26 protein-coding genes are annotated in these 25,954 nt (G+C 68.4%); 12 read left to right on the forward strand and 14 right to left on the reverse strand.

What is annotated here, in order from left to right:
• Positions 1-1,535: 1,535 nt before the first annotated feature.
• The 6 genes from AB0F86_RS20090 (at position 1,536) to AB0F86_RS20115 (ending at position 6,545) form a co-directional block, all read left to right on the forward strand.
• Positions 1,536-2,042: a hypothetical protein gene (locus tag AB0F86_RS20090; RefSeq protein WP_225278311.1), complete on the forward strand. Its 507-nt coding sequence runs from the start codon at positions 1,536-1,538 to the stop codon at positions 2,040-2,042.
• Between the two features lie 97 nt (positions 2,043-2,139).
• Positions 2,140-3,192, forward strand: coding sequence for a fused (3R)-hydroxyacyl-ACP dehydratase subunits HadA/HadB (locus AB0F86_RS20095; protein ID WP_356987184.1), 1,053 nt, complete (start codon positions 2,140-2,142; stop codon positions 3,190-3,192).
• A 96-nt stretch (positions 3,193-3,288) separates the two neighbouring features.
• Entirely contained in the window at positions 3,289-4,245 is a 957-nt protein-coding gene (locus AB0F86_RS20100; protein WP_225278310.1) for an alpha/beta fold hydrolase, read from the forward strand.
• A gap of 22 nt (positions 4,246-4,267) precedes the next feature.
• A complete protein-coding gene (locus tag AB0F86_RS20105) occupies positions 4,268-4,579 on the forward strand; it encodes a DUF4190 domain-containing protein (protein ID WP_225278309.1) in 312 nt (103 codons plus the stop codon).
• A gap of 15 nt (positions 4,580-4,594) precedes the next feature.
• The gene (locus AB0F86_RS20110; RefSeq protein WP_356987182.1) at positions 4,595-5,275 is read left to right on the forward strand and encodes a TrmH family RNA methyltransferase; all 681 of its coding nucleotides are present in this window, start codon (positions 4,595-4,597) and stop codon (positions 5,273-5,275) included.
• Positions 5,276-5,456: 181 nt separating this feature from the next.
• The gene (locus AB0F86_RS20115; RefSeq protein WP_225279184.1) at positions 5,457-6,545 is read left to right on the forward strand and encodes a glycoside hydrolase family 76 protein; all 1,089 of its coding nucleotides are present in this window, start codon (positions 5,457-5,459) and stop codon (positions 6,543-6,545) included.
• Here the strand turns inward: AB0F86_RS20115 and AB0F86_RS20120 are convergent.
• Together AB0F86_RS20120 and AB0F86_RS20125 are read right to left on the reverse strand one after the other, a co-directional pair.
• The gene (locus AB0F86_RS20120) at positions 6,542-7,231 is read right to left on the reverse strand and encodes a DedA family protein (protein WP_181699926.1); all 690 of its coding nucleotides are present in this window, start codon (positions 7,229-7,231) and stop codon (positions 6,542-6,544) included. The two genes, AB0F86_RS20115 and AB0F86_RS20120, sit on opposite strands and share 4 nt — an antisense overlap.
• A 5-nt stretch (positions 7,232-7,236) precedes the next feature.
• The gene (locus AB0F86_RS20125) at positions 7,237-7,938 is read right to left on the reverse strand and encodes a VTT domain-containing protein (RefSeq protein ID WP_181699951.1); all 702 of its coding nucleotides are present in this window, start codon (positions 7,936-7,938) and stop codon (positions 7,237-7,239) included.
• Between the two features lie 175 nt (positions 7,939-8,113).
• Here AB0F86_RS20125 and fbaA point away from each other — a divergent pair, with 175 nt between their 5' ends.
• Together fbaA and AB0F86_RS20135 are read left to right on the forward strand one after the other, a co-directional pair.
• Entirely contained in the window at positions 8,114-9,151 is a 1,038-nt protein-coding gene (gene fbaA, locus AB0F86_RS20130; protein ID WP_181699924.1) for a class II fructose-bisphosphate aldolase, read from the forward strand.
• A 31-nt stretch (positions 9,152-9,182) separates the two neighbouring features.
• Positions 9,183-10,301: a BTAD domain-containing putative transcriptional regulator gene (locus AB0F86_RS20135; RefSeq protein ID WP_181699922.1), complete on the forward strand. Its 1,119-nt coding sequence runs from the start codon at positions 9,183-9,185 to the stop codon at positions 10,299-10,301.
• A gap of 109 nt (positions 10,302-10,410) precedes the next feature.
• Here the strand turns inward: AB0F86_RS20135 and AB0F86_RS20140 are convergent, their stop codons facing one another.
• The 7 genes from AB0F86_RS20140 to clpB all read right to left on the reverse strand — a co-directional run bounded on the left by AB0F86_RS20140 (position 10,411) and on the right by clpB (position 18,374).
• Positions 10,411-11,121, reverse strand: a complete 711-nt coding sequence (locus AB0F86_RS20140) for a lysoplasmalogenase (RefSeq protein ID WP_356987180.1) — start codon at positions 11,119-11,121, stop codon at positions 10,411-10,413.
• Between the two features lie 2 nt (positions 11,122-11,123).
• Complete coding sequence (locus tag AB0F86_RS20145; protein ID WP_181699918.1) at positions 11,124-12,182, reverse strand: beta-ketoacyl-ACP synthase 3; 1,059 nt, start codon at positions 12,180-12,182, stop codon at positions 11,124-11,126.
• A gap of 68 nt (positions 12,183-12,250) precedes the next feature.
• Positions 12,251-12,814, reverse strand: a complete 564-nt coding sequence (gene pyrE / locus AB0F86_RS20150) for an orotate phosphoribosyltransferase (protein ID WP_067484319.1) — start codon at positions 12,812-12,814, stop codon at positions 12,251-12,253.
• Between the two features lie 76 nt (positions 12,815-12,890).
• On the reverse strand, positions 12,891-13,697 hold the full coding sequence (locus AB0F86_RS20155) for an SDR family NAD(P)-dependent oxidoreductase (protein ID WP_067484317.1): 807 nt from the start codon (positions 13,695-13,697) through the stop codon (positions 12,891-12,893).
• Positions 13,698-13,745: 48 nt separating this feature from the next.
• The gene (locus AB0F86_RS20160; RefSeq protein WP_356987178.1) at positions 13,746-14,879 is read right to left on the reverse strand and encodes a hypothetical protein; all 1,134 of its coding nucleotides are present in this window, start codon (positions 14,877-14,879) and stop codon (positions 13,746-13,748) included.
• 68 nt (positions 14,880-14,947) lie between these two features.
• Positions 14,948-15,739, reverse strand: coding sequence for a DUF5666 domain-containing protein (locus AB0F86_RS20165; protein WP_181699914.1), 792 nt, complete (start codon positions 15,737-15,739; stop codon positions 14,948-14,950).
• A 61-nt stretch (positions 15,740-15,800) separates the two neighbouring features.
• Positions 15,801-18,374 (reverse strand): ATP-dependent chaperone ClpB, encoded by a 2,574-nt coding sequence (clpB, locus tag AB0F86_RS20170; protein WP_181699912.1) that lies wholly within the window; start codon positions 18,372-18,374, stop codon positions 15,801-15,803.
• Positions 18,375-18,557: 183 nt separating this feature from the next.
• Here clpB and AB0F86_RS20175 point away from each other — a divergent pair, with 183 nt between their 5' ends.
• Positions 18,558-19,532: an NADP-dependent oxidoreductase gene (locus tag AB0F86_RS20175; protein WP_356987176.1), complete on the forward strand. Its 975-nt coding sequence runs from the start codon at positions 18,558-18,560 to the stop codon at positions 19,530-19,532.
• Positions 19,533-19,589: 57 nt separating this feature from the next.
• Here the strand turns inward: AB0F86_RS20175 and AB0F86_RS20180 are convergent, their stop codons facing one another.
• From AB0F86_RS20180 to AB0F86_RS20200, 5 genes are all read right to left on the reverse strand, one after another.
• Positions 19,590-20,348: an ESX secretion-associated protein EspG gene (locus AB0F86_RS20180; RefSeq protein WP_356987175.1), complete on the reverse strand. Its 759-nt coding sequence runs from the start codon at positions 20,346-20,348 to the stop codon at positions 19,590-19,592.
• 33 nt (positions 20,349-20,381) lie between these two features.
• Positions 20,382-21,701, reverse strand: coding sequence for a hypothetical protein (locus AB0F86_RS20185; protein WP_356987173.1), 1,320 nt, complete (start codon positions 21,699-21,701; stop codon positions 20,382-20,384).
• Positions 21,698-22,078: a hypothetical protein gene (locus AB0F86_RS20190; RefSeq protein ID WP_356987171.1), complete on the reverse strand. Its 381-nt coding sequence runs from the start codon at positions 22,076-22,078 to the stop codon at positions 21,698-21,700. Before AB0F86_RS20190 ends, AB0F86_RS20185 begins: the two co-directional genes overlap by 4 nt.
• A gap of 10 nt (positions 22,079-22,088) precedes the next feature.
• Positions 22,089-22,616, reverse strand: coding sequence for a DUF3558 domain-containing protein (locus tag AB0F86_RS20195; RefSeq protein WP_356987170.1), 528 nt, complete (start codon positions 22,614-22,616; stop codon positions 22,089-22,091).
• Positions 22,617-22,721: 105 nt separating this feature from the next.
• Positions 22,722-23,348, reverse strand: a complete 627-nt coding sequence (locus AB0F86_RS20200; protein WP_356987168.1) for a maleylpyruvate isomerase family mycothiol-dependent enzyme — start codon at positions 23,346-23,348, stop codon at positions 22,722-22,724.
• Between the two features lie 68 nt (positions 23,349-23,416).
• Between AB0F86_RS20200 and AB0F86_RS20205 the strand changes: the two genes are divergently transcribed.
• The 3 genes from AB0F86_RS20205 to AB0F86_RS20215 all read left to right on the forward strand — a co-directional run bounded on the left by AB0F86_RS20205 (position 23,417) and on the right by AB0F86_RS20215 (position 25,949).
• Positions 23,417-23,854 (forward strand): MarR family transcriptional regulator, encoded by a 438-nt coding sequence (locus tag AB0F86_RS20205; RefSeq protein ID WP_356987166.1) that lies wholly within the window; start codon positions 23,417-23,419, stop codon positions 23,852-23,854.
• 158 nt (positions 23,855-24,012) lie between these two features.
• Entirely contained in the window at positions 24,013-25,173 is a 1,161-nt protein-coding gene (locus tag AB0F86_RS20210; RefSeq protein WP_181699895.1) for an FAD-binding oxidoreductase, read from the forward strand.
• 17 nt (positions 25,174-25,190) lie between these two features.
• A complete protein-coding gene (locus AB0F86_RS20215) occupies positions 25,191-25,949 on the forward strand; it encodes an FAD-binding oxidoreductase (RefSeq protein WP_356987164.1) in 759 nt (252 codons plus the stop codon).
• Positions 25,950-25,954: the final 5 nt, after the last annotated feature.

Genomic DNA, 25,954 nt, shown 5'->3' on the forward strand with positions numbered 1-25,954 from the left:
GGGAATCGACTGGCGGCGAAGGCGATTCGCCGGTACAGCCTGATCCCGCAGGCCTCGGTGGTGCCGATGCGCCGACCACCGCGATGCGGATCCCCGGACGCGGACCGTCGACGTCTGCCGATCGAGGCGAGCAGGGTGCGGCAGATGTGCCGACCGTCGGGATGGAGCCGGGTGATCGTCCCAACGCCGGGAAGCAGGGCGCGCCCACTGACGCGCGTGGATCCGGACCCGGCACAAGCGATTCGATCGAACCCTCCGGTGCGTCCACCAACCGTGACACTTCCGCAGCGAACAGTGGCGTTTCGGCGGGGAGCCGAGGCGACGCGGAGCGCGTGGACCACTCGGGGGTTGATGAGCAGCGTGGCGAGCAGCGCCCGAACGCGGTCGAACGGGCCGTAGCCGCGGATACTCGAGCGACACAAGATGATTCGCGCGGGGAGCAGACTGCACGCGACATCGAGCGGGCTGGAGCACCCGACGCCCGTGGTGCGCGAGAAGAGTCGCGCGGCAGCCACGATGCGGGGCAGCCTCGACCTGTTGGCTCTGAATCCGCTGTGCGTGAGGGTGATTCGCAGGGCGCGGATGCGACGGAGAAGTTCTCCACGAGTTCCGGGCAGCAGCGCGGGGATGCCCGGGCGCAGGACCAGACGGGTGGGAGCGGCGGCAAAGCTCTCGGCGGTGCGGCTGGGGCTACGGCCGCTGCGGCTGGAGCTGGGGCTGCTGCCGGGGCCGGCGGGTTGTCGAAGAAGGGCGAGAGTTCTTCCGGCACGGGCGAATCCGGGTCGGAGGATCAGACCGTTGCTATGCGCGTGGTCAATCCCGCGGATGCGCCTACGACCACTTTTCCGGTGCAGCGGGGGACGGATCGGGTTGTCGGTGGGCGGGCCGTGACGCCGCCACCCAGCACGCCGCGCGGCCCTGCGGGGCCCAGGCAGGCAGGGCAGCAGGGAGCGCAGGGGCCCGGTGTCGAGGACGCGCGCCCGTCGGGACCGCAGGGTGGCCGTGGGGCCGGGGCCGAAGACAGACGGCCGTCCGCACCGCAAGGACCCCAGGGGCCGGGCGCTCCCCGCGGACCGCAGGGAGCCGGCGTCGAAGACACACGGCCATCCGCATCCCAAGGGCCGCGCGGACAGCAAGGACCGCAAGGACCGGGGGCATCTCGCGGACCGCAAGGACCACGGGCCGAAGACGCACGGCCATCGGCACCTCAAGGACCGGGAGTTCCGCGCGGCCTGCAAAAAACAGGGGCCGAGGACACCCGCCCGTCCGCACCCCAGGGTCCGCAAGGGCCAGGAGCTCCTCGCGGACCGCAAGGACCAGGGATCGAGGAGACCCGCCCGTCGGCACCCCAGGATCCGCAAGGGGCAGGAGCTCCTCGCGGACCGCAAGGACCAGGGATCGAGGAGACCCGCCCGTCGGCGCAGCAAGGTCCGCAGGGGGCGGGTATTGCTCGCGGCCAAGGGCCAGGGGCACCTTCTCCTGCTGATATCCAGCCGACGCGGCCCGCGCATCACCTGGCGGATGGGCAGCGGCAGGTGGCGCCTCCGCAACGGATCGAGCCGGGTCAGCAAGGGGCCGCACCGCAGCAGCAGGCGAACGCCGCGGGGGCGGGTCGTTCGAAGCGGTTGCTGTTGGCGGCGGCGGGTGCGGCGGTGCTCGTCATCGCGTTGATCGTGGGCGTCGTGCTGATGACGACGGGTGACAATTCGCCGGAGGGACAGGTGCGGGCGGTGATCGGTGAGTACACCGACGCACTGCGCGCCGGTGATCTCGAAACTCTGAGGTCCACCACCTGCGGGCAGCTGCACGACTTCTACCAGGGCATCAGCACCGAGCAGTTCCAGGGCGTGCATCAGCTCTCGACCGAGCAGGGGTCCATTCCGGTGGTCGACAGCGTGGACGCGGTACGGATCACCGACGACACGGCGCTGGCCGAGGCCACGGTGTACACGGCGGCGGAATCCAAGCGCACCGCACGCACCTTCGACCTGCAGAAGACCGACGGCGGCTGGAAGGTGTGCGACCCCACGGCGGCCCCCTGAACGGGTGATGACCCGTCGTAGCGCCGGTCAGAGGTGCTATGACGGGTCACACATAACTGGTATCGGGCACTGTGCACCCAGTATCATTTTTCGGATCATGAGCACGGAACACACAACGTCGCAGCCGGACATCGAAGCTGTGGTCCCGGAGGCGGCGCTGGTGGGCCAGCGCTTCGGATTCCGCGATCACTACGAGGTGGGGCGCGAGAAGATCCGCGAATTCGCCCGGGCGGTGCAGAACACGCATCTCGCGCACCAGAACGAGGTCGACGCCCGCAAGCTCGGCTACGACGCGGTGATCGCACCGCCGACCTTCGCGTCGGTGATCGGGATGAGCGCCACCCGCGCCCTGCTCGACGGGGTACTCACCGAGTACGACCTGTCGCAGGTGCTGCAGACCGACCAGGTGTTCGAGATCTTCCGCCCGATGCTGGCAGGCGACCGGATCCGCACGGAGATCGAGATCGAGTCGATCCGCCAGTTCGCCGACAACGACTTCGTCAATGTCGGCTTCAAGCTGGTGAACCAGCACGACGAGGTGGCGGTGCAGGGGACGACGACCATCGTCGCGCGCCGCGGCGTGGAGGTCGACCCCAATATCGTCGAGGCCGTCGAGAACATCAGCATGCACCCGCGTCCCGGCGACACCGGCATCGCCGACGACCTCCTGATCCGCCGCACCGGCCCCGCCCCCGCCGTGCCGCCGCGCGAGTTCGTGCCCGTGCACACCGGCCCCGCGTTCGAATCGCTGACCAAGGGCATGGAGCTGCCGGTCGCCACCGCGCGCGTCACCCGTGGCGACCTCGCCAACTACGCGGGCGTCTCGGGCGACCCGAACCCGATCCACTTCAGCGACCGCGCCGCCGAACTGGCCGGCCTGCCGACCGTCGTCGCCCACGGCCTGCTCACCATGGGCCTGGCCGCCCAGTACCTCACGGACTGGCTCGGTGACCCGACCGCCATCGAGAAGCTGGCCGTGCGTTTCTCCGGTTTCGTCCCGGTCCCACCGACCGCGGCGGGCGAGATCCAGTTCTCCGGCAAGATCAAGTCGATCGACACCGACCGCCGCGCGGCCACCGTGCTGCTGAGCGGAACCTCGGAGGGCCGCAAGCTCTTCGGCCGCGCCGCCGCGGAAATCCGCCTGACCTGAGGTGAAGCCCTGTGCACCGCGTAGCTGATACGCGGTGTCACATGTCGCTTACCTGCGTGTTGTCGTCCCGCAACACCCCGCGCGCACGCTTCGTTGATGAACGGGAATGTGCGGTTCATCGAGGTGCACGGGTATCGGCGTGCGTATCGGATGGCCGGGACAGGTCCGCCGGTGCTGCTCATCCACGGCATCACCGACAGTTCCGGGACCTGGGCTCCTGTCTTCGACGCGCTCGCCGAGCACTACACCGTCATCGCACCCGACCTGCTCGGGCACGGTGAATCCGCCAAGCCGCGCGCCGACTACGCGGTAGCCGCCTATGCCAACGGCATGCGTGACCTGCTCAGCGTGCTCGGCGTCGAACGGGTCACCGTGGTCGGGCATTCGCTCGGCGGCGGGGTCGCCCTGCAGTTCGCCTACCAGTTCCCGGAGAAGGTGGAGCGGCTCGCGCTGGTGTGCCCGGCCGGCATGGGTGCGGGCGTGCACCCGGCGTTCCGGCTGGCCACGATCGCGGGCGCCGGGCCGGCGCTGATGGCCGTCACCAGCTGGCCGGTGCGTACGGCGGTGCGTGCCGCGATCCCGCTGGTCACGGCGGTCGGCGGGCTCGGCCTCGGACCCGACGCCGAATACGTGCTCCGCCTCTACGGCGGCCTGGCCGAATCGGGCGCCCGCAACGCCTTCCTCCGGACCATCCGCGCGGCAGCCGACCGGCGCGGGCAGACCATCACCATGCTCGATCGCGGCTACCTGGCCGCCCACCTGCCCACCCTTGTCATCGGCGGCACCCGCGACACCGTCATCCCCTCCGGACACGCTACCCGCGCGCATCGCGCCTTCCCGGGCAGTCGCATCGAAATCTTCACCGGCGCGGGCCATTTCCCGCACCACTTCGATCCGGACCGCTTCGTGACGCTCATCCGGCAGTTCATCGAGGAAACCGAACCGGCCGTCTACGATCCGCTGCGCTGGCAGCGCACCCTGCGCCGGGGCAGCCCCCTTGTCGCGCTGCCCACCCCCGAGCCGGATCCCCCGATGATGACCGAGCAGGGTTGATGCCCCGGCTACCATGCGGCCTATGAGTTACCCGCTACCGCCGCAGGGCTACTACCGCCCGCCGGACCACCCGGAGTCCACCCTTGTGCTGGTGCTCGGGGTGATCGGGGTGTCGTTCTGCGGTCTCACCGCGCCGTTCGCCTGGCTGAAGGCCAAGTCGGCGCTGGCCGAGATCGACGCGTCCAACGGCACGATCGGCGGCCGTTCGCAGGTGTACGCGGGCTACATCATGGGCATCATCGGTTCCGCGATGCTCGGCATCATGCTGCTGTTCATCGTGCTCGCGGTGGTGCTCATGGTGATCGGTGCGTCGGCGGACACATCGACCTACTGAGCTAGCATCCTGCGGGTGATCGAACCAGAGGCCGACGTCGCGGGACCCACCGAGTGGGGTGAACATCCACACGGTCTCGGCCCGTGGGAGCAGGAGTACGGCACGCCCGCCCCCACCGACGAGCGCTACGACCCGGTGCTGCTCGCCGAGGGCGACCGCCGCAATGTGGTCGACGCCTACCGCTACTGGAAGCGCGAGGCGATCGTCGCCGACATCGACGCCCGCCGCTTCCCCTTCCACGTGGCCATCGAGAACTTCGGCCACGACGCCAATATCGGGACCGTGGTCCGCACCGCCAACGCCTTCGCCGCCGCCGCGGTGCACATCGTCGGCCGGCGCCGCTGGAACCGGCGCGGCGCCATGGTCACCGACCGCTACCAGCACCTGGTCCACCACGCCGACCTGACCGAGCTGCGTGACTACGCCGTCCGCGAAGGACTCACCGTGGTGGCCGTCGACAATGTGCCCGGCTCGGTGCCGCTCGAAACCGCCCAGCTGCCGCGCGAATGCCTCCTGCTGTTCGGCCAGGAGGGGCCCGGCGTCAGCGACGACGCGAAAGACGCTGCCGCCCTTACGGTTTCGATCTCCCAGTTCGGTTCGACCCGCAGCATCAACGCGGGTGTCGCGGCAGGTATCGCCATGCACACCTGGATCCGTCAGCACGCCGATCTGTCACTGGCCTGGCCGATCACCTGAATCCCGCGCGTCACATCAGGTCTGCCACGCCACACCGGTCGCCACAGACCACAATTTCCTTGCCCCGCATGCACACCGACCTGGCAACATGGACCCCATGACCTCGCGTGGGGGCCGGCGCCCGCAGCCGACTGATACCGGATCCGTACCGACCCCTGCGCTGTGGTCCGAACGCGCCGACATGGCCGAATCGGCCATCATCTCGCGCCACCTGCGCGCGCTGTGGGGTTGTCCCGGAACGGAATTGGGTGTCGTCGGCTGGCCGGCCACCCGGCGTGAACGCCTGTTCGGCAGCTGGCACTACTGGTGGCAGGCGCACCTGCTCGACTGCGCGATCGACGCCGCGAACCGGGTACCGACACCGGCCCGGCGCAGGCGCATCGCCGCCATCGCGCGCTCGCACCGCATGCGCAACATCACCGGCTGGACCAACCGCTACTACGACGACATGGCCTGGCTGGCCATCGCACTCGAACGCGCCGAACGCACCCAGGAACTCAGCGCGGCGCGTGGCGGTCTGCTCGCCCTGGAACAGCAGCTCTACAGCTCGTGGAACCCGGGGGTCGGCGGCGGCATCCCGTGGCGGGTGCGGTCCGACTTCTACAACGCACCGGCGAACGGCCCCGCGGGCATCGCCCTGCTGCGACTCGGCCAGGTCGAACGCGCCCAGCAGATGGCCGACTGGCTGCACGACACCCTGCGCGACCCGGCGACCGGTCTCGTCCTCGACGGCATCCACCTGCCCTCCGGCGAGATCGAACGACCCACGTTCACCTACTGCCAGGGTGTGGTGCTCGGCCTGGAAGCCGAGCTGGCGGTGCACACCGACGACGACCGCCACATCGACCGCGCCGTCGACCTGGTCGACGCGGTGGAAGACCACATGACCCACCGACTGGTGATCTCCGGCGGTGGCGGGGGCGACGGCGGCCTGTTCAACGGCATCCTCGCCCGCTACCTGGCCGTCGTCGCGCTGATGCTGCCGGGCGAGGGCAAACGCCCCGAGGCCGCGCGCCGCATCGCCGCGGCCATCGTGAAGACCTCGGCCACCGCCGCCTGGAGCAACCGCCTCGAGGTGGAGGGCGAACCGCTGTTCGGCTACGACTGGAGCAAACCGGCCCGCCTGCCGGGCGGTTCGGCGGGCGCGGGCAAGTTCACCGCGGGTGGTTCGGTGACCGCGTCGGTGGTTCCCGAACGCGATCTGTCGGTGCAGCTGTCGGGCTGGATGCTGATGGAAGCCGCCTACCAGGTGAGTGCTGCGGGCCTCTAGCGCTCGCCGACGCCCGCCTCGCACTCGACTTCGTAGTCCTCGGCGGGCTTGGCCATTTCCTGGCGGTAGTGCCGGATGCCGATCACCGTGCCGATGATCAGGCCGACGACGAGGGTGCCGATCACCGCGGGCATCAACCACGACACCCGCTCGAGGAACTCACCCGCGTAATAGCCGATGAGCAGCAGCACCGGCGCCCAGATGATCGCGCCGATGGTGCTGGCGATCGTGTACTTGCGGTGGTCCATCCCGGCCGCGCCCGCGACCATCGGGCACAGCGTGCGCACCCACGGGATCCAGCGGGCGATCATCACCGCGAAGAACCCGTGCCGTTCCAGCAGATGCGTCACCTTCGCCAGGTTCTCGGTATTGATGTAGCGGCCGTTCTTGCGCGCGACCACACGATGGCCGGTGCGCTGGCCGACCAGGTATCCCACCTGGTTCCCGGCGATCGCCGCCAGCATGGTGCCTACGGAAAGCCCCCACACCTGCGCTTCGCCGTTGGCGTGGGAGGCGAGCACGATACCCGCGGTGATCAGCATCGAATCGCCGGGCAGGAACAGCCCGATGATGAACGCGCATTCCAGGAACACGAACACCAGCACGACCGTGCAGACCACAGCGGGCCCGGCCGAGACCAGCGGATCGAAGCTGCCGACGGCGTAGGTGGATGGTCCCGCTGTCACGTCGATCAGAGCGTCTTGTTCGTCGAGACGGCCAGTTCGGCAGGCTCGGCGGGCACCACGGGGACAACCGGGACAGCGCGACGCGCGAGCACGACCTTCTTACCGACGGTGATGATGGCGGGCAGGATCGAGACGAACACGATCAGCAGGAAGATCGCTTCCACATGGTCGCGAATGAAGGGCACATTGCCGAGGAAGTAACCGATGATCGTCACACCGCCGCCCCACAGCACGGCGCCGACGATGTCGAACGCCACGTACTTGCGGTAGCTCATCTTCGACACACCGGCGAGCACCGGCATGAACGTGCGGACGATCGGCACGAACCTGGCCAGGATGATCGTCTTGGGGCCGTGCTTCTCGAAGAACTCGTGGGTCTCGACGACGTACTGCTTCTTGAAGAAGCGGCTGTCCTCCTTGCGGAAGATCGCGGGCCCGATTTTTCGCCCGATCCAGTACGCGCACTGGTCGCCCGCGAACGCGGTCGCGATCACCAGCGGGACGAGCACCCAGATGTTCGGGCTGCCCTGCGCGGCCAGCATGCCACCGGTGAACAGCAGCGAGTCACCGGGCAGCAACGGGAAGAGCAGGCCGGTCTCGATGAAGACAATCGCCAGGATGGCGGGTAGCACCGCGTTCTTCAGCCACGTGTCCTGGAGCAGATACATCGGGTCCAGCAACTGGGTCAACGCGAGGTTGTGCGTCATCACATCGGAAACCGCCAGCAAAGTCACGGGCCCCACAGTACCGGTCGCGGCTGTGAAGTGAATGGGTGTGGGCGAGGAGGTGGAAACCAGCCGGTGAACTCATCGATCACTTCCTAACCTAGGGTGTGGCCTGACAGAATTGGTTTTTTGCTCCCCACAGACGGAGGTCACTGCTGTGCCTATCGCGACTCCGGAGGTCTACGCCGAGATGCTCGGCCGGGCCAAGGCGCACTCGTTCGCATTCCCGGCTATCAACTGCACTTCGTCGGAGACGATCAACGCCGCCATCAAGGGCTTCGCGGAGGCCGGGAGCGACGGCATCATCCAGTTCTCCACCGGCGGCGCCGAGTTCGCTTCGGGCCAGGGCGTGAAGGACATGGTCACCGGCGCGGTGGCGCTGGCCGAGTTCGCGCACGTGGTCGCCGCGAAATACGACGTGACGATCGCGCTGCACACCGACCACTGCCCCAAGGACAAGCTGGACACCTACGTGCGTCCGCTGCTCGCCATCTCCCAGGAGCGCGTGAACAACGGCCTCAACCCGCTGTTCCAGTCGCACATGTGGGACGGCTCGGCCATCCCGATCGACGAGAACCTCGAGATCGCCAAGGAGCTGCTCAAGCTCTCGAAGGCCGCCAACATCATCCTCGAGGTCGAGATCGGCGTCGTCGGCGGTGAAGAGGACGGTGTCGAGGCCGAGATCAACGACAAGCTCTACACCTCGCCCGAGGACTTCGAGAAGACCATCGACGCGCTCGGCGCCGGCGAGAACGGCAAGTACCTGCTCGCCGCCACCTTCGGCAACGTGCACGGTGTGTACAAGCCGGGCAACGTGGTGCTCAAGCCCGAGGTGCTGGCCGAGGGCCAGCGCGTGGCGGCCGCCAAGCTCGGCCTCGACGCCGACGCGCAGCCGTTCGACTTCGTCTTCCACGGCGGTTCGGGCTCGCTGAAGTCCGAGATCGAGGACTCGCTGCGCTACGGCGTGGTGAAGATGAACGTCGACACCGACACCCAGTACGCCTTCACCCGCCCCGTCGCCGGGCACATGTTCACCAACTACGACGGTGTGCTCAAGATCGACGGCGAGGTCGGCAACAAGAAGACCTACGACCCGCGCAGCTACCTGAAGAAGGCCGAGTCCTCGATGGCCGCGCGCGTGCTCGAGGCCTGCAACGACCTCAAGTCGGCCGGTCGCTCCGTCAGCGGTTCCTGAATTCGGTATCGAACAAACGGGGCCCGAGCTCATGAGTCTTGATGTCCGTGTGCTCGGGCCCGTTCGACTGCTCGTCGGCGGTGAGCCGGTGGCGGTCGGCGGGCCCAAGCCGCGCGCGCTGCTTGCCGCGCTCACCGTCAACCGGCGGCGCGCGGTGTCGTCGGCTGTGCTCGCCGAGATGGTGTGGAACGAGGATCCGCCCGACTCGTACGCCGCGAGCCTGCAGGTGTTCGTCTCCAATATCCGCAAGGCGCTGCGCAATGCGGGGATCGACTCCGCACAGGTACTGCGCACCGAGGGCGCCGGATATCGGCTCGAAATCCCCGACACCGCTTGCGATCTTGGCCGCTTCGAGAACGCACGCGAGGCCGGTTCGCGCTGCCTCGACGCCGGTGACCACCCCGGTGCGGCCAACCTGTTCGGCGCGGCGCTGCGGGAGTGGTCGGGGCGTGCGCTGGCCGACCTGGCCGGTCTGCAGTTCGCCGACGGTTTCGCCACCGCGATGAACGAGGAGCGACTACTCGCCGCCTCTGCCCGCATCGATGCCGAAATCGCCTGTGGGCGTTCGTCTTCGGTGATCGGTGAGTTGGTCACCATGACCAACGAGAACCCGCTGCGCGAACCGCTGTGGGGTCAGCTCATCACCGCGCTGTACCTGTCTGGTCGTCAGGCCGACGCGCTCGAGGCGTGCCGCCGGGTTCGTTCCGTCCTCGCCGAGGAACTCGGCATCGACCCGGGCGCGGCGCTGATCGAACTCGAGCAGCGCGTTCTTCGCCAGGAACCGTTGAATGTGCAGGCCTTCAAGCGATCCGAGCAGGTCGCCGCCGCGATGACGGAGACAGTCACCGAGGTGCCACGCTCGATCCGCAACGGCAACCTGCGCTTCGCCGACGGCCGCACCATCCCGATTCCGCACGGCGGCTTGCGAATCGGGCGCATGACCGACAACGAACTGGTCCTCGACGACCCCAAGGCGAGCCGCTACCACGCCCACATCATGCCCAGCCGCGCCGGCCTGCTGATCAAGGATCTGCATTCGGCCAACGGTGTCTATGTGAACGAATTGCCCATCGACAGTGGGGCTTTGCTCGGCGACGGCGACATCATCCGCATCGGCGCGACCGTCCTGACGTTCCTCGCGGTGAGCTGACCAGCGGGTCGGCACGCGTCGACCCGGCCTGAGGGTCGACGCTCGCGACCTAGTGCACCCATGCCGCCAGGTCGCCGTCGAGGCAGTCAGGGTGCAACTCGAGCCGCGTTCAGCGCACCTTCTGGTCGGCGGCTGTCGCAGCCCGGGTCGGCGGTGCGACGGTGAGGTGGTACTGGGCCGCCGCGTAGGTGGCGAGGATGATGCCTTCGGTAATGCGGCGGGATCTTTCGGACTTCGCGAAGAGGCGGCGCAGGACGATCAGGCCGTCGGAAACGGTGAACAGCAACGCGCCCGAGCCGTAGCGGCTGCGCGGGTCCTCGTTCGGAATGTTCAGTCCGGCAATATTTTTCGCATCGGGAGCCAGGGCAGGGTCCGAGGCGAGGGTCGCGGCGGTTCCGAGCGTCGCGCCGTACGCGGTGAGCGGCAGAGCAAGTGCCGGGGCCTTGGCGCGGAGCAGCGCGGCCGCGCCCGCCCAGGCGAGCAGGCGCGGCACGGCGATCTCGGGACGGGGACGGGCCCCACGCTGCCACCACAGCAGCGCGTATCCCGTCTGCATCACCGCGAACGACGACGCGCCCGCGATGAGGCGGCGGTCGTCGTCCGGGTCGATGAGCAGGACGTCGCCGACGGTGGCGGCGGCCAGTGAGGCGAGCAAGATCCGGCGCTCGGCCGGGTCGACAGCGCCGCTGGTCACCGCGTCGGCCGCGAGCAACGGCATCAGCAGCGGCTTGGCCACCCATTGCAGGCGTTCGCGGCCGGTGACGGCACCGAGAACGGTGACCGCCGCCGCCGCGAGATAGCCCGCGCGCAACGGACGCATCGTCAGAAGCTCGGTTCCTTCGGGGCGGGCGGCAAGGTGACGACCTGGCCCGCGTAGCTCAGGCCCGCGCCGAAGCCGAGCAGCAGCGCCAGCTGACCGCCCTTGGCCTTACCGGTCACCAGCATCTCCTCCATCGCCAGCGGGATCGAGGCGGCCGAAGTGTTGCCGGTGTTCTCGATGTCGTTGGCCATCGGGATGTTCTCGGCGAGGCCGAGGTTCTTCTTCATCAGCTCGTTGATGCGGGCATTGGCCTGGTGCGGGATGAACACCTCGATGTCCTCCTTGGCCACACCGGAGGCGTCCAGCGCCGCCGACAAGGCGCGCGGCAGGGTGACCGCGGCCCACCGGAAGACCTTGGGGCCCTCCATGTGCAACGACATGCGGCCGACCGGCTCCACCTCGGGATCGGTGCCCTGCATGGCCTGGGCCTTGTTCATGTAGGCGAGGAAGTCGACGTCCTGGGCGATGGCTTCGGCGTTCTCGCCGTCGCTGCCCCACACCGTGGGCGAGATGCCGTTCTCCTCGGCCGGGCCGACGACGACGGCGCCCGCGCCGTCACCGAAGATCATCGCGGTGCCACGGTCGGTCGGGTCGAGACCGACCGTCATGGTCTCGGCGCCGATCACCAGCACGTATTCGGCCGAACCGGCGCGGATCAGGTCGGCGGCGACGCCGAGGCCGTAGCCGAAACCGCCGCAGCCGGAGGTGAGGTCGAACGCGGCCACACCGTTGAGGCCGAGGTCGTAGGCCACCGACGGCGCGCCGTGCGGGGTGAGCTTGAGCCAGCTCGAGGTGCACAGCAGGACCGCACCGATCTTGGCGCGGTCGACCGGGCTGTTCTTCAGCGCGCGCTCGCCCGCGGCCGCCGCGATCGAGCGGATGGTCTCGTCGCCGCTGATCCAGCGCCGGTTGTGGATGCCGGTGCGTTCGAAGATCCAGTCGGGCGTCGAGTCGAGAACCTCACACACCTCGGCATTGCTGACGATGCGCTGCGGGCGGTAGGCACCGATCCCGAGCATCGCGACGTTGTCGCGACCTTTGTTAACTGCAATGCTCACCACGGGTGACTCACACGTCCTTCTCACCTGCCGGACGGCTTCGTCGCCGTCCGAGTTTTCCGATGTTCAGGCTAACTCAGAGCCAAGTCGTCGAGACCGAGGATGGAGCGGTATTCCAGCCCCTCGGCGGCGATCACCTGGTCAGCACCGGTTTCGCGGTCCACGACGGTGGCCACACCCACCACGATGGCGCCCGCGTCACGCAGCGCGCGCACGGCGGTGAGCGGCGAATTGCCCGTGGTTGTGGTGTCCTCGACCACCAGCACGCGCTTGCCGACGACGTTGGGGCCCTCGATCTGGCGCTGCATGCCGTGGGCCTTGGCGGCCTTGCGGACGACGAAGGCATCGATCGGGCGACCGGGCGCGTGCATGACGGCCATCGCGACGGGATCGGCGCCCATGGTGAGCCCACCGACGGCGTCGAAGTCCCAGTCGGCGACCAGCTCACGCAGCAGCGACCCGATCAGCGGGGCGGCCTGGTGGTGCAGCGTCGCGCGGCGCAGGTCGACGTAGTAGTCGGCCTCCTTGCCCGAGGACAGTGTCACCTTGCCGTGCACGACCGCGAGCTCGCGCACGAGCGCGGCCAACTGGTCGCGATCGGCTTCGGTGAGCGCCTGACGTGCCTGGTCGATCATGCGGTTTCCTTTCGGTCATCTGCGTGGGCCCTGCGCGATTACGCTACGCTGCCGCCGCCGGGGCCCACGCCATGCCCTAGGTCCTGCCGCGTGCGTTGAACAGGCCGCGATTGAGCCGCGTGATGAGGGTGCGCGGAACCATCCCCGCCACCGTGGTGATGACCTTGTACTGCAGACCGGGAACGCTGATGACCCGGCCCGCTTCCAGGTCGTGCAGGCAGCCGTCGACCACCTGGTCCACCTCGAGCCACAGCGCCTTGGGCAGCGAACTCATCTCGATTCCGGCGCGCTCGTGGAACTCGGTGTGCACGAAGCCGGGGCACAGGGCCTGGATGCGCACACCGGTGCCGGACAGTCCACCCGCGAGACCTTCGGTGAAGGCGACGACATAGGCCTTCGACGCCGAATAGGTGGATCCGCGGCCGGGCACGAGCCCCGCCACGCTGGCCACATTGACGATCGAACCGGACGCGGCCGCGATCATCGCGGGCAGTGCGGCCCTGGTGAGCTGCACGACCGAGGTGACGTTCACATCGAGCTGGGCCTGCAACTCGGCGGGCTCAAGGGTCCAGAACTCCCCCGAGTGCGCGAAACCGGCGTTGTTGACCAGGAATTGGAGGCCGGCCTCGGCACGTTCGGCGACGCGGGCGCGGTCGTCGTCATCGGCGAGGTCGGCGACGAGGACCTCGGCGGAGGTGGCGTACCGGCGGCCGAGTTCGTCGGCGAGGCCACGCAACCGCACCTCGTTCCTGGCGACGAGCACCAGGTCGTAGCCGAGGGCGGCGAGGCGATGGGCGAAGCCGAGGCCGATGCCGGAGGTGGGGCCGGTGATCAGGGCGACGGGTCGGGACGCACCGGGCAGGCGCGCGGGAATATCGGTCATAGCTGGTCGATTCGGGTCGACGGATGATGCCGTGTCACGGCATCGGGATCACTTCGGGACGGGGCCCTGGTAGGGGCGGAAGCCGGGGTGGAAGGGGCCGCCGGGCTGGTCGGACTCGTCGTCGGCACGCTGTTCGTCCGCGCGCGGACGCGGGTCTTCCGTGCGCGGACGCGGCGGCTCCACGCGCGGGCGCGGTTCCGGGACGACGGCGAGCGACGGGCGCTTCGGCGGTTCGCCGAGCGGACGGCGGCCGGGCGCGGGCTGGTCCTCGAAATCCGGGTCGTCGAGGTCGGGATCGAAATCCGGGTCGGCCGCGAAGGCGGGTTTGCGCGGCGGCAGGCGGTCGTAGTCGTCGTCGGGTGCCTGGGCGGGGCGCGCGGGGAACAGCGGTTCGGCGGCGCGGCCGTAGTGGTCGTCGACATCGGTTTCGTCGTCGGGACCGGGGAAGCGGGCGCGGCCGTCGGTATCGGGCACGCGGGCGGCCGGAGCGTAGTCGTCGTCGTACTCGTCGCGGAACCCGTCGGGCGAGGGTTCACCGATTCCCGAACGGGGACGGGTGTATTCGTTCGGCTCGGCCACCGGCGGCAGCACGTGCAGCAGACCCGACAGACGAAGCACGGCGTCGATCGCGGTCTCCCAGTCCTTGGACCCGCTGCCGACCGGGAGCATGCCGAGGGTCCAGTTGCCCTCGCTCCACAGCATCTGCACGGTGTCGGACAGGGATTCGATGAAGCCGACCATCCGCTGGTCGACGGCGTGCCGGGCGATCTCGGGGTCGGTGGCGAACACCACCCGGTCGCCGATGGCGCCGAGCAGTTCCAGATCGTGGTCCTTGGGCGGCGACGCGGTCTTGAGCCGCATGTCGACGTCGATCTCGGACCCGATCTGGCGGCGCACGGCCACCAGCGTGGCGGCGTCTTCCAGGTCGAAGAGCACGAACTTCTCGCCCTTGCGGATGCCGGAGACCACGTCGACCGCGGACAGGTACCCGAGCTTGGTCAGCGCGCCGCGCCGCCACGTCGAGGCGAGGGCGGGCTCCACCGACACATAGGTATAGCCCTGGGACTTCGCCCACACCTGGCGGGCGTGTCCGGTGCGCTGTCGCTGGACCCGATCGAAATACAGCAGTACGACCGCACCAACGAGTGCGATCGCCGCCAAGCCGAACCACATAGCCGTCATCGTCGCCTAGCCTATCCAGCCGTCGCCGTGATTGCCCGGTAGCACCGGGGATTCGACGCGCGGGTCGCTCATCGGGGGCCGCTCGGGAGCGCCGTGCTGATGATGATCTTGGCGCGGATCGACCCGTCTGGGTTCTTGTCGCCCTGCACCATAACCATGTCACCCACCGGAAGTTCGCTCGCCTTGGTGGTGCTCAGCGAGATCACCTGCGTGGCCTCGTCGATCAGCACCCGCACACTCGACCCGCCGAGGGTGCTCATGGTGATCTCGGAGCCGGTGTTGGCGGTGATGCTGCCCATGGTGGCGCCGAGGTCTTCGGTGCCGCCGAGGCCGGGTAAGCCGGGCAGGCCGCTCGCGTTCGGCGGCGCGGTCGGGGTGGTCTGTCTGGTCGGTGGTTGCAGGGTCTGGGTGGTGGGTGGTGCGGCGGCGGTGTCGTCGTCGGAACCGCCGCCACCGGTGAGCATCAGACCGGCCAGGATGCCGCCGAAGGCGATGAGCGCCACGACGGCCAGGCCGAGCGCGATCCACAGGCCGGTGTGCTTCTTCGGCGGTTCCTGGTCGCCGTCCTGTGGTCGCGGTGGATATTCGGGCTGCTGCGGCGGCCCGTAGCCCGGCGGCGGGGCGGGCGGATATCCCTGCCCGTAGGCCGGTTGGGGTGCGGGTTGCTCTGCGGGATAACCACTTTCATACGGTCCCCATTGAGCGTCGTGCGGCGGTAACGCCTGGGTGGGGTTCGACGGTTGGCCCCACTCGTCGAACCCACCGCCGTACGGCCGTGTGGTTTCGTTCCCTGGCGAACCCAGCCGTTCCGTCGGCGAATCCTCCGGGCGTTGTCCCCACGGATCGTTCGGATTCGTCATGTCCCCAGCGTAGGTCAGCCCGGCGCGTAGAGAGGGTCCTACGCACCGGGCTGTGGATAAATCATGAACTGTGGACAACTTCGCGGCCGACGACCAGCTTGTCGGCGGCGTCGTCCACACTCACCGACACCGTGTCGCCATCGGTGACCGTGCCGGAGAGCAGTTCCTTGGCCAGGCTGTCGCCGATGGCCTGCTGGATCAGCCTGCGCAGCGGGCGCGCGCCGTAGGCGGGGTCGTAACCGCGCACCGCGAGCCACTGCTTGGCCTCCTCGGTGACATCGAGGGTGAGCCTGCGCTGTGACAACCGCTTCTGCAGCTGACGCAGGTTGATGTCGACGATCGACTCCAGCTGTTTCGCGTCGAGCGCGTGGAACATCACCACGTCGTCGAGCCGGTTGAGGAACTCCGGCTTGAACGCTCGGCGCACCGCGTCCATCACCTGGTCCTTGGTGCCACCGGCGCCCAGGTTGGAGGTGAGGATGAGGATGGTGTTGCGGAAATCGACCGTACGGCCCTGGCTGTCGGTGAGCCTGCCCTCGTCGAGCACCTGCAGCAGGATGTCGAACACGTCCGGGTGTGCCTTCTCGATCTCGTCGAACAGCACCACCGAATACGGCCGCCTGCGCACCGCTTCGGTGAGCTGACCGCCCTGGTCGTAGCCGACGTAACCGGGAGGCGCACCGACCAGGCGAGCCACCGAGTGCTTCTCGCTGTACTCGCTCATATCGATGCGGACCATGGCGCGTTCGTCGGCGAACAGGAATTCCGCCAGCGACTTGGCCAGCTCGGTCTTACCGACACCGGTCGGCCCGACGAACATGAACGAGCCCGTCGGCCGGTTCGGGTCGGCCACCCCGGCACGCGAGCGGCGCACGGCGTCGGACACCGCCTGCACGGCCTCTTCCTGGCCGACGACACGCCCGGCGACCTCGGTCTCCATCCGCAGCAGTTTCGCGGTTTCGCCTTCGAGCATCCGCCCCACCGGCACACCGGTCCACGAGGACACCACATCGGCGATGTCGTCCGGGGTGACCTCCTCGTTGAGCATCACCTCACCGCTCGCGGCCGCACCGCTGGCCTCTTCGGCCGCGGCCAGCTGCTTCTCCAGCGCCGGGATGCGGCCGTAGCGCAGCTCGGCGGCCTTGCCGAGATCGCCGTCGCGTTCGGCACGTTCGGATTCGCCGCGCAGGCGCTCGAGCTCCTCCTTGAGCCCGCGCACCGAGTCGATGGCGTTCTTCTCGTTCTGCCAGCGGGTGGTGAGCTGGTTGAGCTTCTCGCGGTCGTCGGCCAGTTCCTGGCGCAGTTTCTCCAGGCGCTGCTTGGACGCCTCGTCGGTCTCCTTCTCGAGCGCGACCTCCTCGATCTCGAGTCGGCGCACCGCGCGCTCCACCTCGTCGATTTCGACCGGGCGCGAGTCGATTTCCATCCGCAGCCGCGACGCCGACTCGTCGATCAGGTCGATCGCCTTGTCCGGCAGGAAGCGGGAGGTGATGTAGCGGTCCGACAGCGTCGCGGCCGCCACCAGCGCGGAGTCGGTGATCCGCACGCCGTGGTGCACCTCGTAGCGTTCCTTGATGCCGCGCAGGATGCCGATGGTGTCGGCCACCGTCGGCTCGCCGACCAGCACCTGCTGGAACCGACGTTCCAGCGCGGCGTCCTTCTCGATGTACTTGCGGTACTCGTCGAGCGTCGTGGCGCCGACCAGGCGCAGCTCACCGCGCGCGAGCAGCGGTTTGATCATGTTGCCCGCGTCCATCGACGAGTCGCCGGTGCTGCCCGCGCCGACGATGGTGTGCAGTTCGTCGATGAAGGTGATGATCTCGCCCGCGCTGTTCTTGATGTCGTCGAGCACGGCCTTGAGCCGCTCCTCGAACTCGCCGCGATACTTCGCGCCCGCGACCATCGCGCCGAGGTCGAGGGAGACGACCTTCTTGCCGCGCAACGACTCCGGCACGTCACCGTCGACGATGCGCTTGGCGAGGCCCTCGACGATGGCGGTCTTGCCGACGCCCGGTTCGCCGATGAGCACCGGGTTGTTCTTGGTGCGCCGCGACAGTACCTGCACCACACGGCGGATCTCGGTGTCGCGCCCGATCACCGGGTCGAGCTTGCCGGTGCGGGCGGCCTCGGTGAGGTCGGTGGAGTACTTCTCGAGTGCCTGGTAGGAGGCTTCGGGGTCGGGATTGGTGACCCGCGCGCTGCCGCGCACCGTGGTGAAGGCATCACGCAACGCTTCGGGAGTGGCGCCGTGTCTGCGCAGCAGCTCGGCCACCTCGCCGCTGCCGTCGGCCAGGCCGACCAGCAGGTTCTCGGTCGAGACGTATTCGTCGCCGAGTTCGGTGGCCAGCCTTTGCGCGGCGGTGATCGCGGCCAGCGCCTCACGGCCGAGCTGCGGTGTGGTCGTGGCGCCGGTGGCGCGCGGCAGCCGGTCGACGATGTCGCCCGCTTCCCGTTCGACGGTCGCGGGGTCGACACCGATGGCCTTGAGCAGCGGGGCGGCGATGCCATCGGTCTGATCCAGCAACGCCACCAGCAAGTGCGCCGGACGGATCTCCGGGTTGCCCGCCGCCGACGCGGCCTGCAGGGCGGCCGTCAGGGCCGCCTGGGTCTTGGTGGTGGGATTGAACGAGTCCACTGGTCTCCTCGGGGTAATTCCGGTATCGACTTGTTCAACGTCGGCAAAGTTGAGTCTGTTCCGCTCAACTTAATCTTTTTCTCGCCGGTTCGCCACGCCGCCTCACGCTACGCCGCATGTCGGAGCCCCCTCAGCCTAGGATTGCGGTGCCTGGATCACCCCCGATACGAGGAGTTGTCGACCATGCGCGCCATCGTGGTTCACAAGTTCGGTGCCACTCCCGAACTCGCCGATATGCCGGTGCCCGAACCCGGTCCGGGTGAAGTGCAGGTCGCCTTGGACGCCGCGGGGGTCAACCCGTTCGACCTGAAGATGGCCGACGGGCTGCTCGAAGGAAAAATGCCGACCGACTTCCCGATGATCCTCGGCGTGGACGGCGCGGGCACCGTGTCAGCGGTCGGATCGGGCGTCACCTCGTTCGCCGTGGGCGACAAGGTGGTCGGCAAATTCCTGACCGCCCCCGCCGGCCACGGCAGCTGGGCCCAGTACGCGACGGTTCCCGAGGACGCCACGCTGGTGAAGATCCCCGACGGCATCACCACGGTCGCCGCCGCCGCCCTGCCCATCGCCGGGCTCACCGCCCAGGACCTGGTCGATGCCGCCCACATCCAGCCCGGCCAGACCGTGCTGATCGTCGGCGCCACCGGCGGTGTCGGTTCCTTTCTGGTGCAGCTGGCCAATATCGCCGGCGCCCACGTGATCGCGACCGCCCGCGCCGACGCCACCGACCAGGTCGCCCGCCTCGGCGCCGCCGAAACCGTCGATTACACCCAGGTCCGCACCGACCCGCACGACCCCTCCACCCAGGTCGACTCGAACATCGTCGACGCCGTGCGCTTCACCCACCCCGACGGCATCGACGTCCTGTTCGACCTGGTCAGCACCGCACCGGCCTTCGCCGACCACGCCACCCTCGTTCGCCGCGGCGGCCACGCCTACTCCACCGTCTGGGCCGCCGACGAACAGGCACTCACCGAGCGCGGCATCACCGGCGGCAACTTCGAATCCAAAGGACGCGGTCCGGAACTGAGCCGTTTGCTCGGGCGCGTGGCGGCAGGCGATGTGGTGGTCCCGGTCCAGATGACGGTGCCGCTGGAAGCCGCACCCGCCGTACTCGGCGCGGGGAGCGCACGCGGAAAGACCGTGCTGGCCATCTGATCCACCCGCCTCGAGCTGCCGGGGCTGCAGCCGACCTCGACCGGGCGCCCTCGACGATCAGGCCGGGCGGTAGGTGCCGGTGCGGGCTTTGGTGGCGGTGGATTCGAGGATGGTGGTGAGGGTTCTGTGGATTCGGGTGGGGGTGGTGGGTTTTACGGTGAAGGTGGTTTCGCCGTAGAAGACGTAACGGCCGTCGCCGGGGAGGTCGTGGAGCTGGAAGTCGTCGCGGCCTTCGGTGTGGCGGTTGTCGACGCTGGCGTGGGCGTAGACGCCGATGTGGGTGAGAGTGTCGGTGGGTTTGGCGAGGAAGGTTTCCAGTTGTTCTCGGGGGGTGGGGTTCCAGCGGTCGCGGGTGTGCGGGCGGGGGGCCGCGAGTTCGGCTGCGGTGACGCGGAATTCGCGGCCGCGGCCGGGTGAGACTTTGGGGAGGGTGGAGAGGACGGCGGCGGCCAGGGCGTTGGGGGTCATCAAGTGCAAGGTGATGTCGCCGGGGTTGCGGGTGTCGCCGGGGGCCTGCACGGCGAGGGAGGCGTAGGTGTCGCGGGTGCCGCCGTGGGCGCGGATGGTTCGCACGCCGCGCGACGCACCCGCCACCTCGACGCGGGCGTGCGGTGCGAGCAGGGCGGCCATGGCGCGGTCGAGGTCGGAGTCGAATTCGGCCATCAGGTTCTCGGCGGCCTTGCGACGCAGGCGCAGGACCTCGGCGTAGGTCTCGACGTCGGTGTACTGGTGATGTAAGGGGTACGGGAGGACGTCGCGCCCCGCGGCTTCCCACAGGGTGCGGAAGTCGAGGGCGGTGAGATGCCAGGTGCGCACGGGAAATCTACTCTGTTCCATCGAGATCGGCACTCAGTCGGCGCCGATGACGGGCGGGACCATCTTGGGCAGGCTGTCCAGGCCGGTGAGCTCCTCGCCGTTCTCCTGTGTGACGAGGTAGTCGGGGATGTCCTTGGTCGACTCGTCGTCCTTGCCGACGCCACGCCCCGCGCCCGGGCCCATCATGCCGGGCATCCCGGAGCGGCCCGCAGCGCCCGCTCCGCCGCCACGGTTCGCCCCTGCACCGGCCGACGCGGGGTTGCCGGGTACCGCCGCACCCGCCCCCGGCGAACTGGCGCCGGGCGAACCGGCACCCGGCACGCCTGAGCCCGGTGAGCCGCCACCGGGAAGGCCTGTGCTGCTCGGACTTCCGGGAGATCCTGGAGTCGTCGATTGCGGGGTGGTCGCGGCGGGAGTCGTCGAGGCCGGGGTGGTCGACGAGGGGTCGGTGGCTTGTGGGGTGTCGTCCTCGGAAGAATTCTGGTCTTCGTCGTCGGCGGAGGTGTCGCCGGGCGTTTCGCCGGGGTCGGTCGCCGGGGTGACAGCCGCGGGCGTGCTCGGTGTCGCCGCGGGCTGACCGGTCGGCGAGTCTTGATCGCCGGGACGTGCACCACCACCGGGAATTTCGGGATCCCCAGCGTTGTCCACAGCCTTGGGGATCGGAATGACCGGAACATTCGTGTCGGACTCGTAAACGACCGGCGCATAGACGGTTTGGAGTACACGCACCGCCTCGACCCGCGCATTCTCCTCCGCCACATCGTCATCGCGCCACGCTCGGCCGGTGAACAGGCCGGTGAAGTTGTCGACCCCGCTGCGGTGCTCAGGCTGATGGGGCACAAGACGTTTCGTCGGTTCGAGGCCCGTCCGCAACTCGACCAGTTTGTTGCTGGTGAGGGCGGCCGCGGTGGTGACCCGTTTGCCCGTGGTGTCGTAGGCCGCGACGGTCTGGGCGGCGGCGTTCGCGGCCGAACCCGCCCAGACATCGGGCGACATCCCGCGCGAGATCTGCTTGCGGAACTCGTCGAGGGAGGTGGCGTTGCGGGTGGAGATCTCGGTCCACGCGCCGATCAGATCGTTGACGGCATCGAGATCGATCTTGTCGACCTTGGCGCGAAGCTCGGCGACGGTACCGGCGAACAAGTTGTTCTCGACCACCGTTCGCGGACGGAATTCGCCGTCGAAACCGAGCTGGCTCGCCTGCTGCCGGGTGACTGCGCGCTGGTCGTTGTATTCGTCCTGGATGTCGGCGATTTCGGAACTGTCGAGTTCGCCGTCGTCACCGGAGAAGGAGACCAGGTCGCGCAGCTTGCCGTAGAGGTCGAGGCCGTTGATGCTCTGCATGCCGGTCATGGGGTCACCTGCTCGGAGATGTAGTCCATGGCGTTGGCGTTTTCGATATCGGTGCTGGTCAGGCGTTTGAAGGAAATGGCGAAGACTTCGCGGAGTTGCTGCACGGCCTCGATGTCCTGCAGGATTACCTCGTAGATCGAATTCGGTTCGCCGACGGCTTGTGCACGGAACTTCGTCTCCAACTGCCTGGCGATATCGAAATCGCCGAAGCCGGTGACGTTCTGCACACGTTGGGCCACATTGAGCAACTTCTGGAGATCTGTCAGTCGCGTGTCGCAGGCCTTGTACATGTGGAAGGCTGCGGCTTCGTCGTTGAGATAGACCTCGCCCGACTTCGTTTGTTCGACCAGTCGGCTGTACGGCGTTGGCTGCGTCATCGCATCGCTCTTATGCCGGAAAGGTCGGCACGAGGACGGAACCCGCGCGCTGGAGGTAAACGCATGGGTCCTCGAGCGGGCCGTCGGCGATCGCCGAATTGCCGATCGCGAGCTGGACTACGCCTTGTTCGGCTGGGAACACCACATCGCACCACAGGTTGCGGGTGTCACCTTCGACCTTGAACTGGCGACCCTGTCGCCCGGCAATGGTGACGTCGGTGAAGTCGACGTTGCCCGGCTTCTGCTCGAAGTAGCTGACCTGCTTGTCGGTTGTGTAGACGGTCAGCGCGAACTCTGGTCCGTCCCAGCCACAGACCTCCCACCCGGATTGCGGAACACCCGCAACCCCCTTCTCCTCCGTCGCCGGGTCGACCCCCACCTCCGTCAACAACGCATCAGGAATCTCCGTACACGGATTCCACAACACCGGCTTGGCCGTCGTAGTCGTCCCCTTCGACGTCGACTTCCCCTCCTCGCATCCGGCCGCCCCGACAACCGCCAGACCCGCGAGCACTATCGCCATCCCCGCCCGTTTCATCCCCACCCCTTCTCGCCGGTCCACTGCTTTGACCTGGGAGATTAGCACGGGCCTCGGACCCGGAACCGGGCTCGAGGGGTGAGCAAACCGGCAGCAGCCGGCCTCTCATCGTGCGGTCAGCGACTCCACACCTGCGCCCGTCAGGGCGGGCAGAACGCTCGGTCTTCCGGTGAGAAGTAGGAGCAGATCCAGCGTGGAGCCGTGGATTTCGGGGCCGGTCCCAACGGTCCATGTGGAGTCTTCGGCCACGAGGGTCACACCGCGTAGCCGGCGGCGGGCCCAGAACGGCCAGCCCATCGTCCAGACACGCTGTGCGGCAACCGCACACGCCTGCGCGTCGACTTCGATCGGGCGCGAGAGCGGGCGGGCGATGTCCTGGGCGTGGACGATCATGTCGAAGTGGATGTTGCGATGGTTGGTGACCACGGGCAGGTCGCGGGAATCGGCCAGCCTCGCGAGTGCGGTGGCGAGGTCGGGGGTGGTGTCGGCGTAGCGGACGGCCAGGTCGTGGTTGAGGCGGTGGAAGCTGCCGTGGGCGCGGGCGGCCTCGCGCAGCATGGCGAGGGGGCCGGGCGGCTGGGGTGCCAGCGCGACGTGCGCGGCGACATCGCGGACGCGCCAGCCCGTGCACAGCGAGGGGGCGTCGAGTTCGGCGGGAGTGAGCTCGGCCAGGAGCCCGGCGATGGCGCGGCGCTGATCGGTGATGGTTCGCCAGTACTGATCGGGGTCCATGCTCGGCTCCTTGTAGTCAGCCTTTCTGACTAATATAGTCAGCATTACTGACCGAATCAAGGAGTGCCATGCCCGCTGACGAGCTCAATCTCGGAGTTCTGCTCTTCATCCCGTACCGGGAGATGGAGCGGCGGGTACTCGACGCGCTGAGCGAGGGCGGCTTCGACGACCTGACCCAGGCCCAGGCGCGACTGGTCGCGCGGATCGGGCCGGACGGGTCGCGGTTGACCGACTTGGCCGCCCAGGCGCAGGTCACCAAGCAGACCGCGGGGGTGCTAGTCGACCAGTTGGTGCGCGCCGGGTACCTGCGACGCGAACCCGACCCCAGCGATGGCCGCGCGCGGCTGCTGCGACCATCGGACAAAGGGGCACGGGCCGTCGAGGTCGCGAATCAGGCGGCGCGCCAGGTGGAGTCGGAATGGCTCGCCCACCTCGGGCCGCGACGGTCGACCGCGCTGCGCGGGGCGCTCGAGGAACTACGGAAGATCACCGACCCATATCGATGACGCGAACTCGCGGACGCACGGCAGCGCTGGGCATACGATCCGCGGGGCGTGATGAGCATCCCTGCACCGAGCTGGCGTTTTCGGGGGATACTTGAGACGGCGTCCGCCGCGGGGGCGGGGCTACCGGGCAACAATTCTAGGAAAGGGAGCTTGACGACGTGGATGCGCGTTCGCTTGCGCTGGTCCGCGCCGATTTTCGCGGAGTGATGGAGGCACCGGGCGGCCCCGAGCGGCTGACCAGGGCTTTTTACGGACACCTGTTCGCACAGGACCCAAGGTTGCGTGATCTCTTTCCGCCCACCATGGACATGCAGCCCAAACGGCTGACCACGGCGGTGCAGTTCGTCCTCGAACATCTCGACGACTTCGACCGCGCTCAGCGGTTCCTCGAGCAATTGGCGCGCGACCACCGCAAGTACGGGGTCGAGGCCGACCACTACGACATGGCGGGGCTCGCGTTGCTCGGTGCGCTGCGCACCTACCACGGCAACCGCTGGAACCGGGAACTCGACGAGGGCTGGCGCGATGTCACCATCGTGATCTCGGCGGCCATGGCGATCGGTGCCAACCAGGACAAATCGCAGCCGTACTGGGAAGCGACGGTGGTCGGCCATCGCCGGGTGCTCGACGATCTGGCGATCGTCCGGCTGCAGGCCGACAGCCCGATCCCGTTCAAGGCGGGCCAGTATGTGCCGATCGCGGTGCCGCAACGGCCGAACATGTGGCGTTACCTCTCGCCCGCCATTCCCGCCAACCCGTACGGCGAGATCGAATTCCATGTGCGGCGGGTGAGCGGCGGCTGGGTGAGCCCGGCCATCGTGAACGACACCAAGGTGGGCGACCGGTGGAAGATCGCCGGACCGCTCGGCGGGCTGCAGGTGGACCGCGAATCCGGGCGTGACGTGCTGATGATCGGCTCGGGCACCGGGATCGCGCCGCTGCGCGCGCAGCTGATCGAGATGAGTCAGCGCGGCATCAACCCGCGCGTGCACTTCTTCATCGGCGGACGCTTCCCCGGCGACTTGTACGACGTGAACAACATGTGGCAGCTGTCGCAATCGAATCCGTGGCTCACGATCGTGCCGGTGTGCGAGGAGCCCGACAACCCGTGGTGGTATCCGCCCACCCCGTCGGAGCCGCCGCCGGGCATGCACCGCAGGCTCACCGGGAACCTCGGTGCGGTGGTCACCAGTTTCGGCGCCTGGGCCGATCGGCAGATCCAGATCGCCGGATCCGCCAAGATGATCGACGACACCCGCCGCGCCCTCATCCGGGCGGGCACCCCGACCGATATCATCGCGGCCGATCCCGTCGGCTGACCGCGCGAAAGTGACTGATGAGCAACGAGTTTCCCCACCCCGCCTGGACGGCGACCGTTGTCGGTCATCATCGGCTGCGCAACGATCTGGCCGTGATCCGGTTGATCGGTGACTTCGTCCCGTTCGCCGCGGGCGGGTCGGTGGAGGTGGAGGTGCCGCAGCATCCGGGGGTGCGGCGGCGGCTGTCGCCCGCGCTGCCGCCCTCGCTGGACGGCAAACTCGAATTCCATGTGCGGACGGTGCCGGGTGGGTGGTGTTCGGGATCGATCGTGGCCGACACGCAGCCGGGCGATCAATGGCGAATCAACGCACCGCACACCGTGTTCGCCGTCGATCCCGACGCCACCGAGGTGGTGATGATCGCCGGCGGCACCGGACTGGCGCCGATGCGCGCCCAGATCCTCGACCTCGCCCGGCGCGAAACCCCGCCACGCACCTACCTATTCTTCGGTGGTCGCAGCCCACGCGACCTCTACGCCGCCGACATGCTGTATTTGCTGTCGGGTGAATTGCCCTGGCTCACGGTGATTCCCGTGGTCGAAAGTCCCGACGACCCACCGATCCGCGACGAATGGCACGAACAGACCCGCGTCGACATCGGCTTCGCCCCCTCGGAGATGCTGCACGGCACCCTCGCCGACGTAGCCGCCGCCCACGGCCCCTTCGACCAGCACCAGGTCCTGATCTGCGGCTCCCCCGCCATGGTCGCCACCACCACCGACCGCCTCGTCGCCGGCGGCACTCCCCCAGCCAACATCACCTCCGAAGGTGCTTGAACATC

The sequence above is a fragment of the Nocardia sp. NPDC023733 genome (assembly GCF_040639775.1).
Taxonomy (GTDB): domain Bacteria; phylum Actinomycetota; class Actinomycetes; order Mycobacteriales; family Mycobacteriaceae; genus Nocardia; species Nocardia rosealba.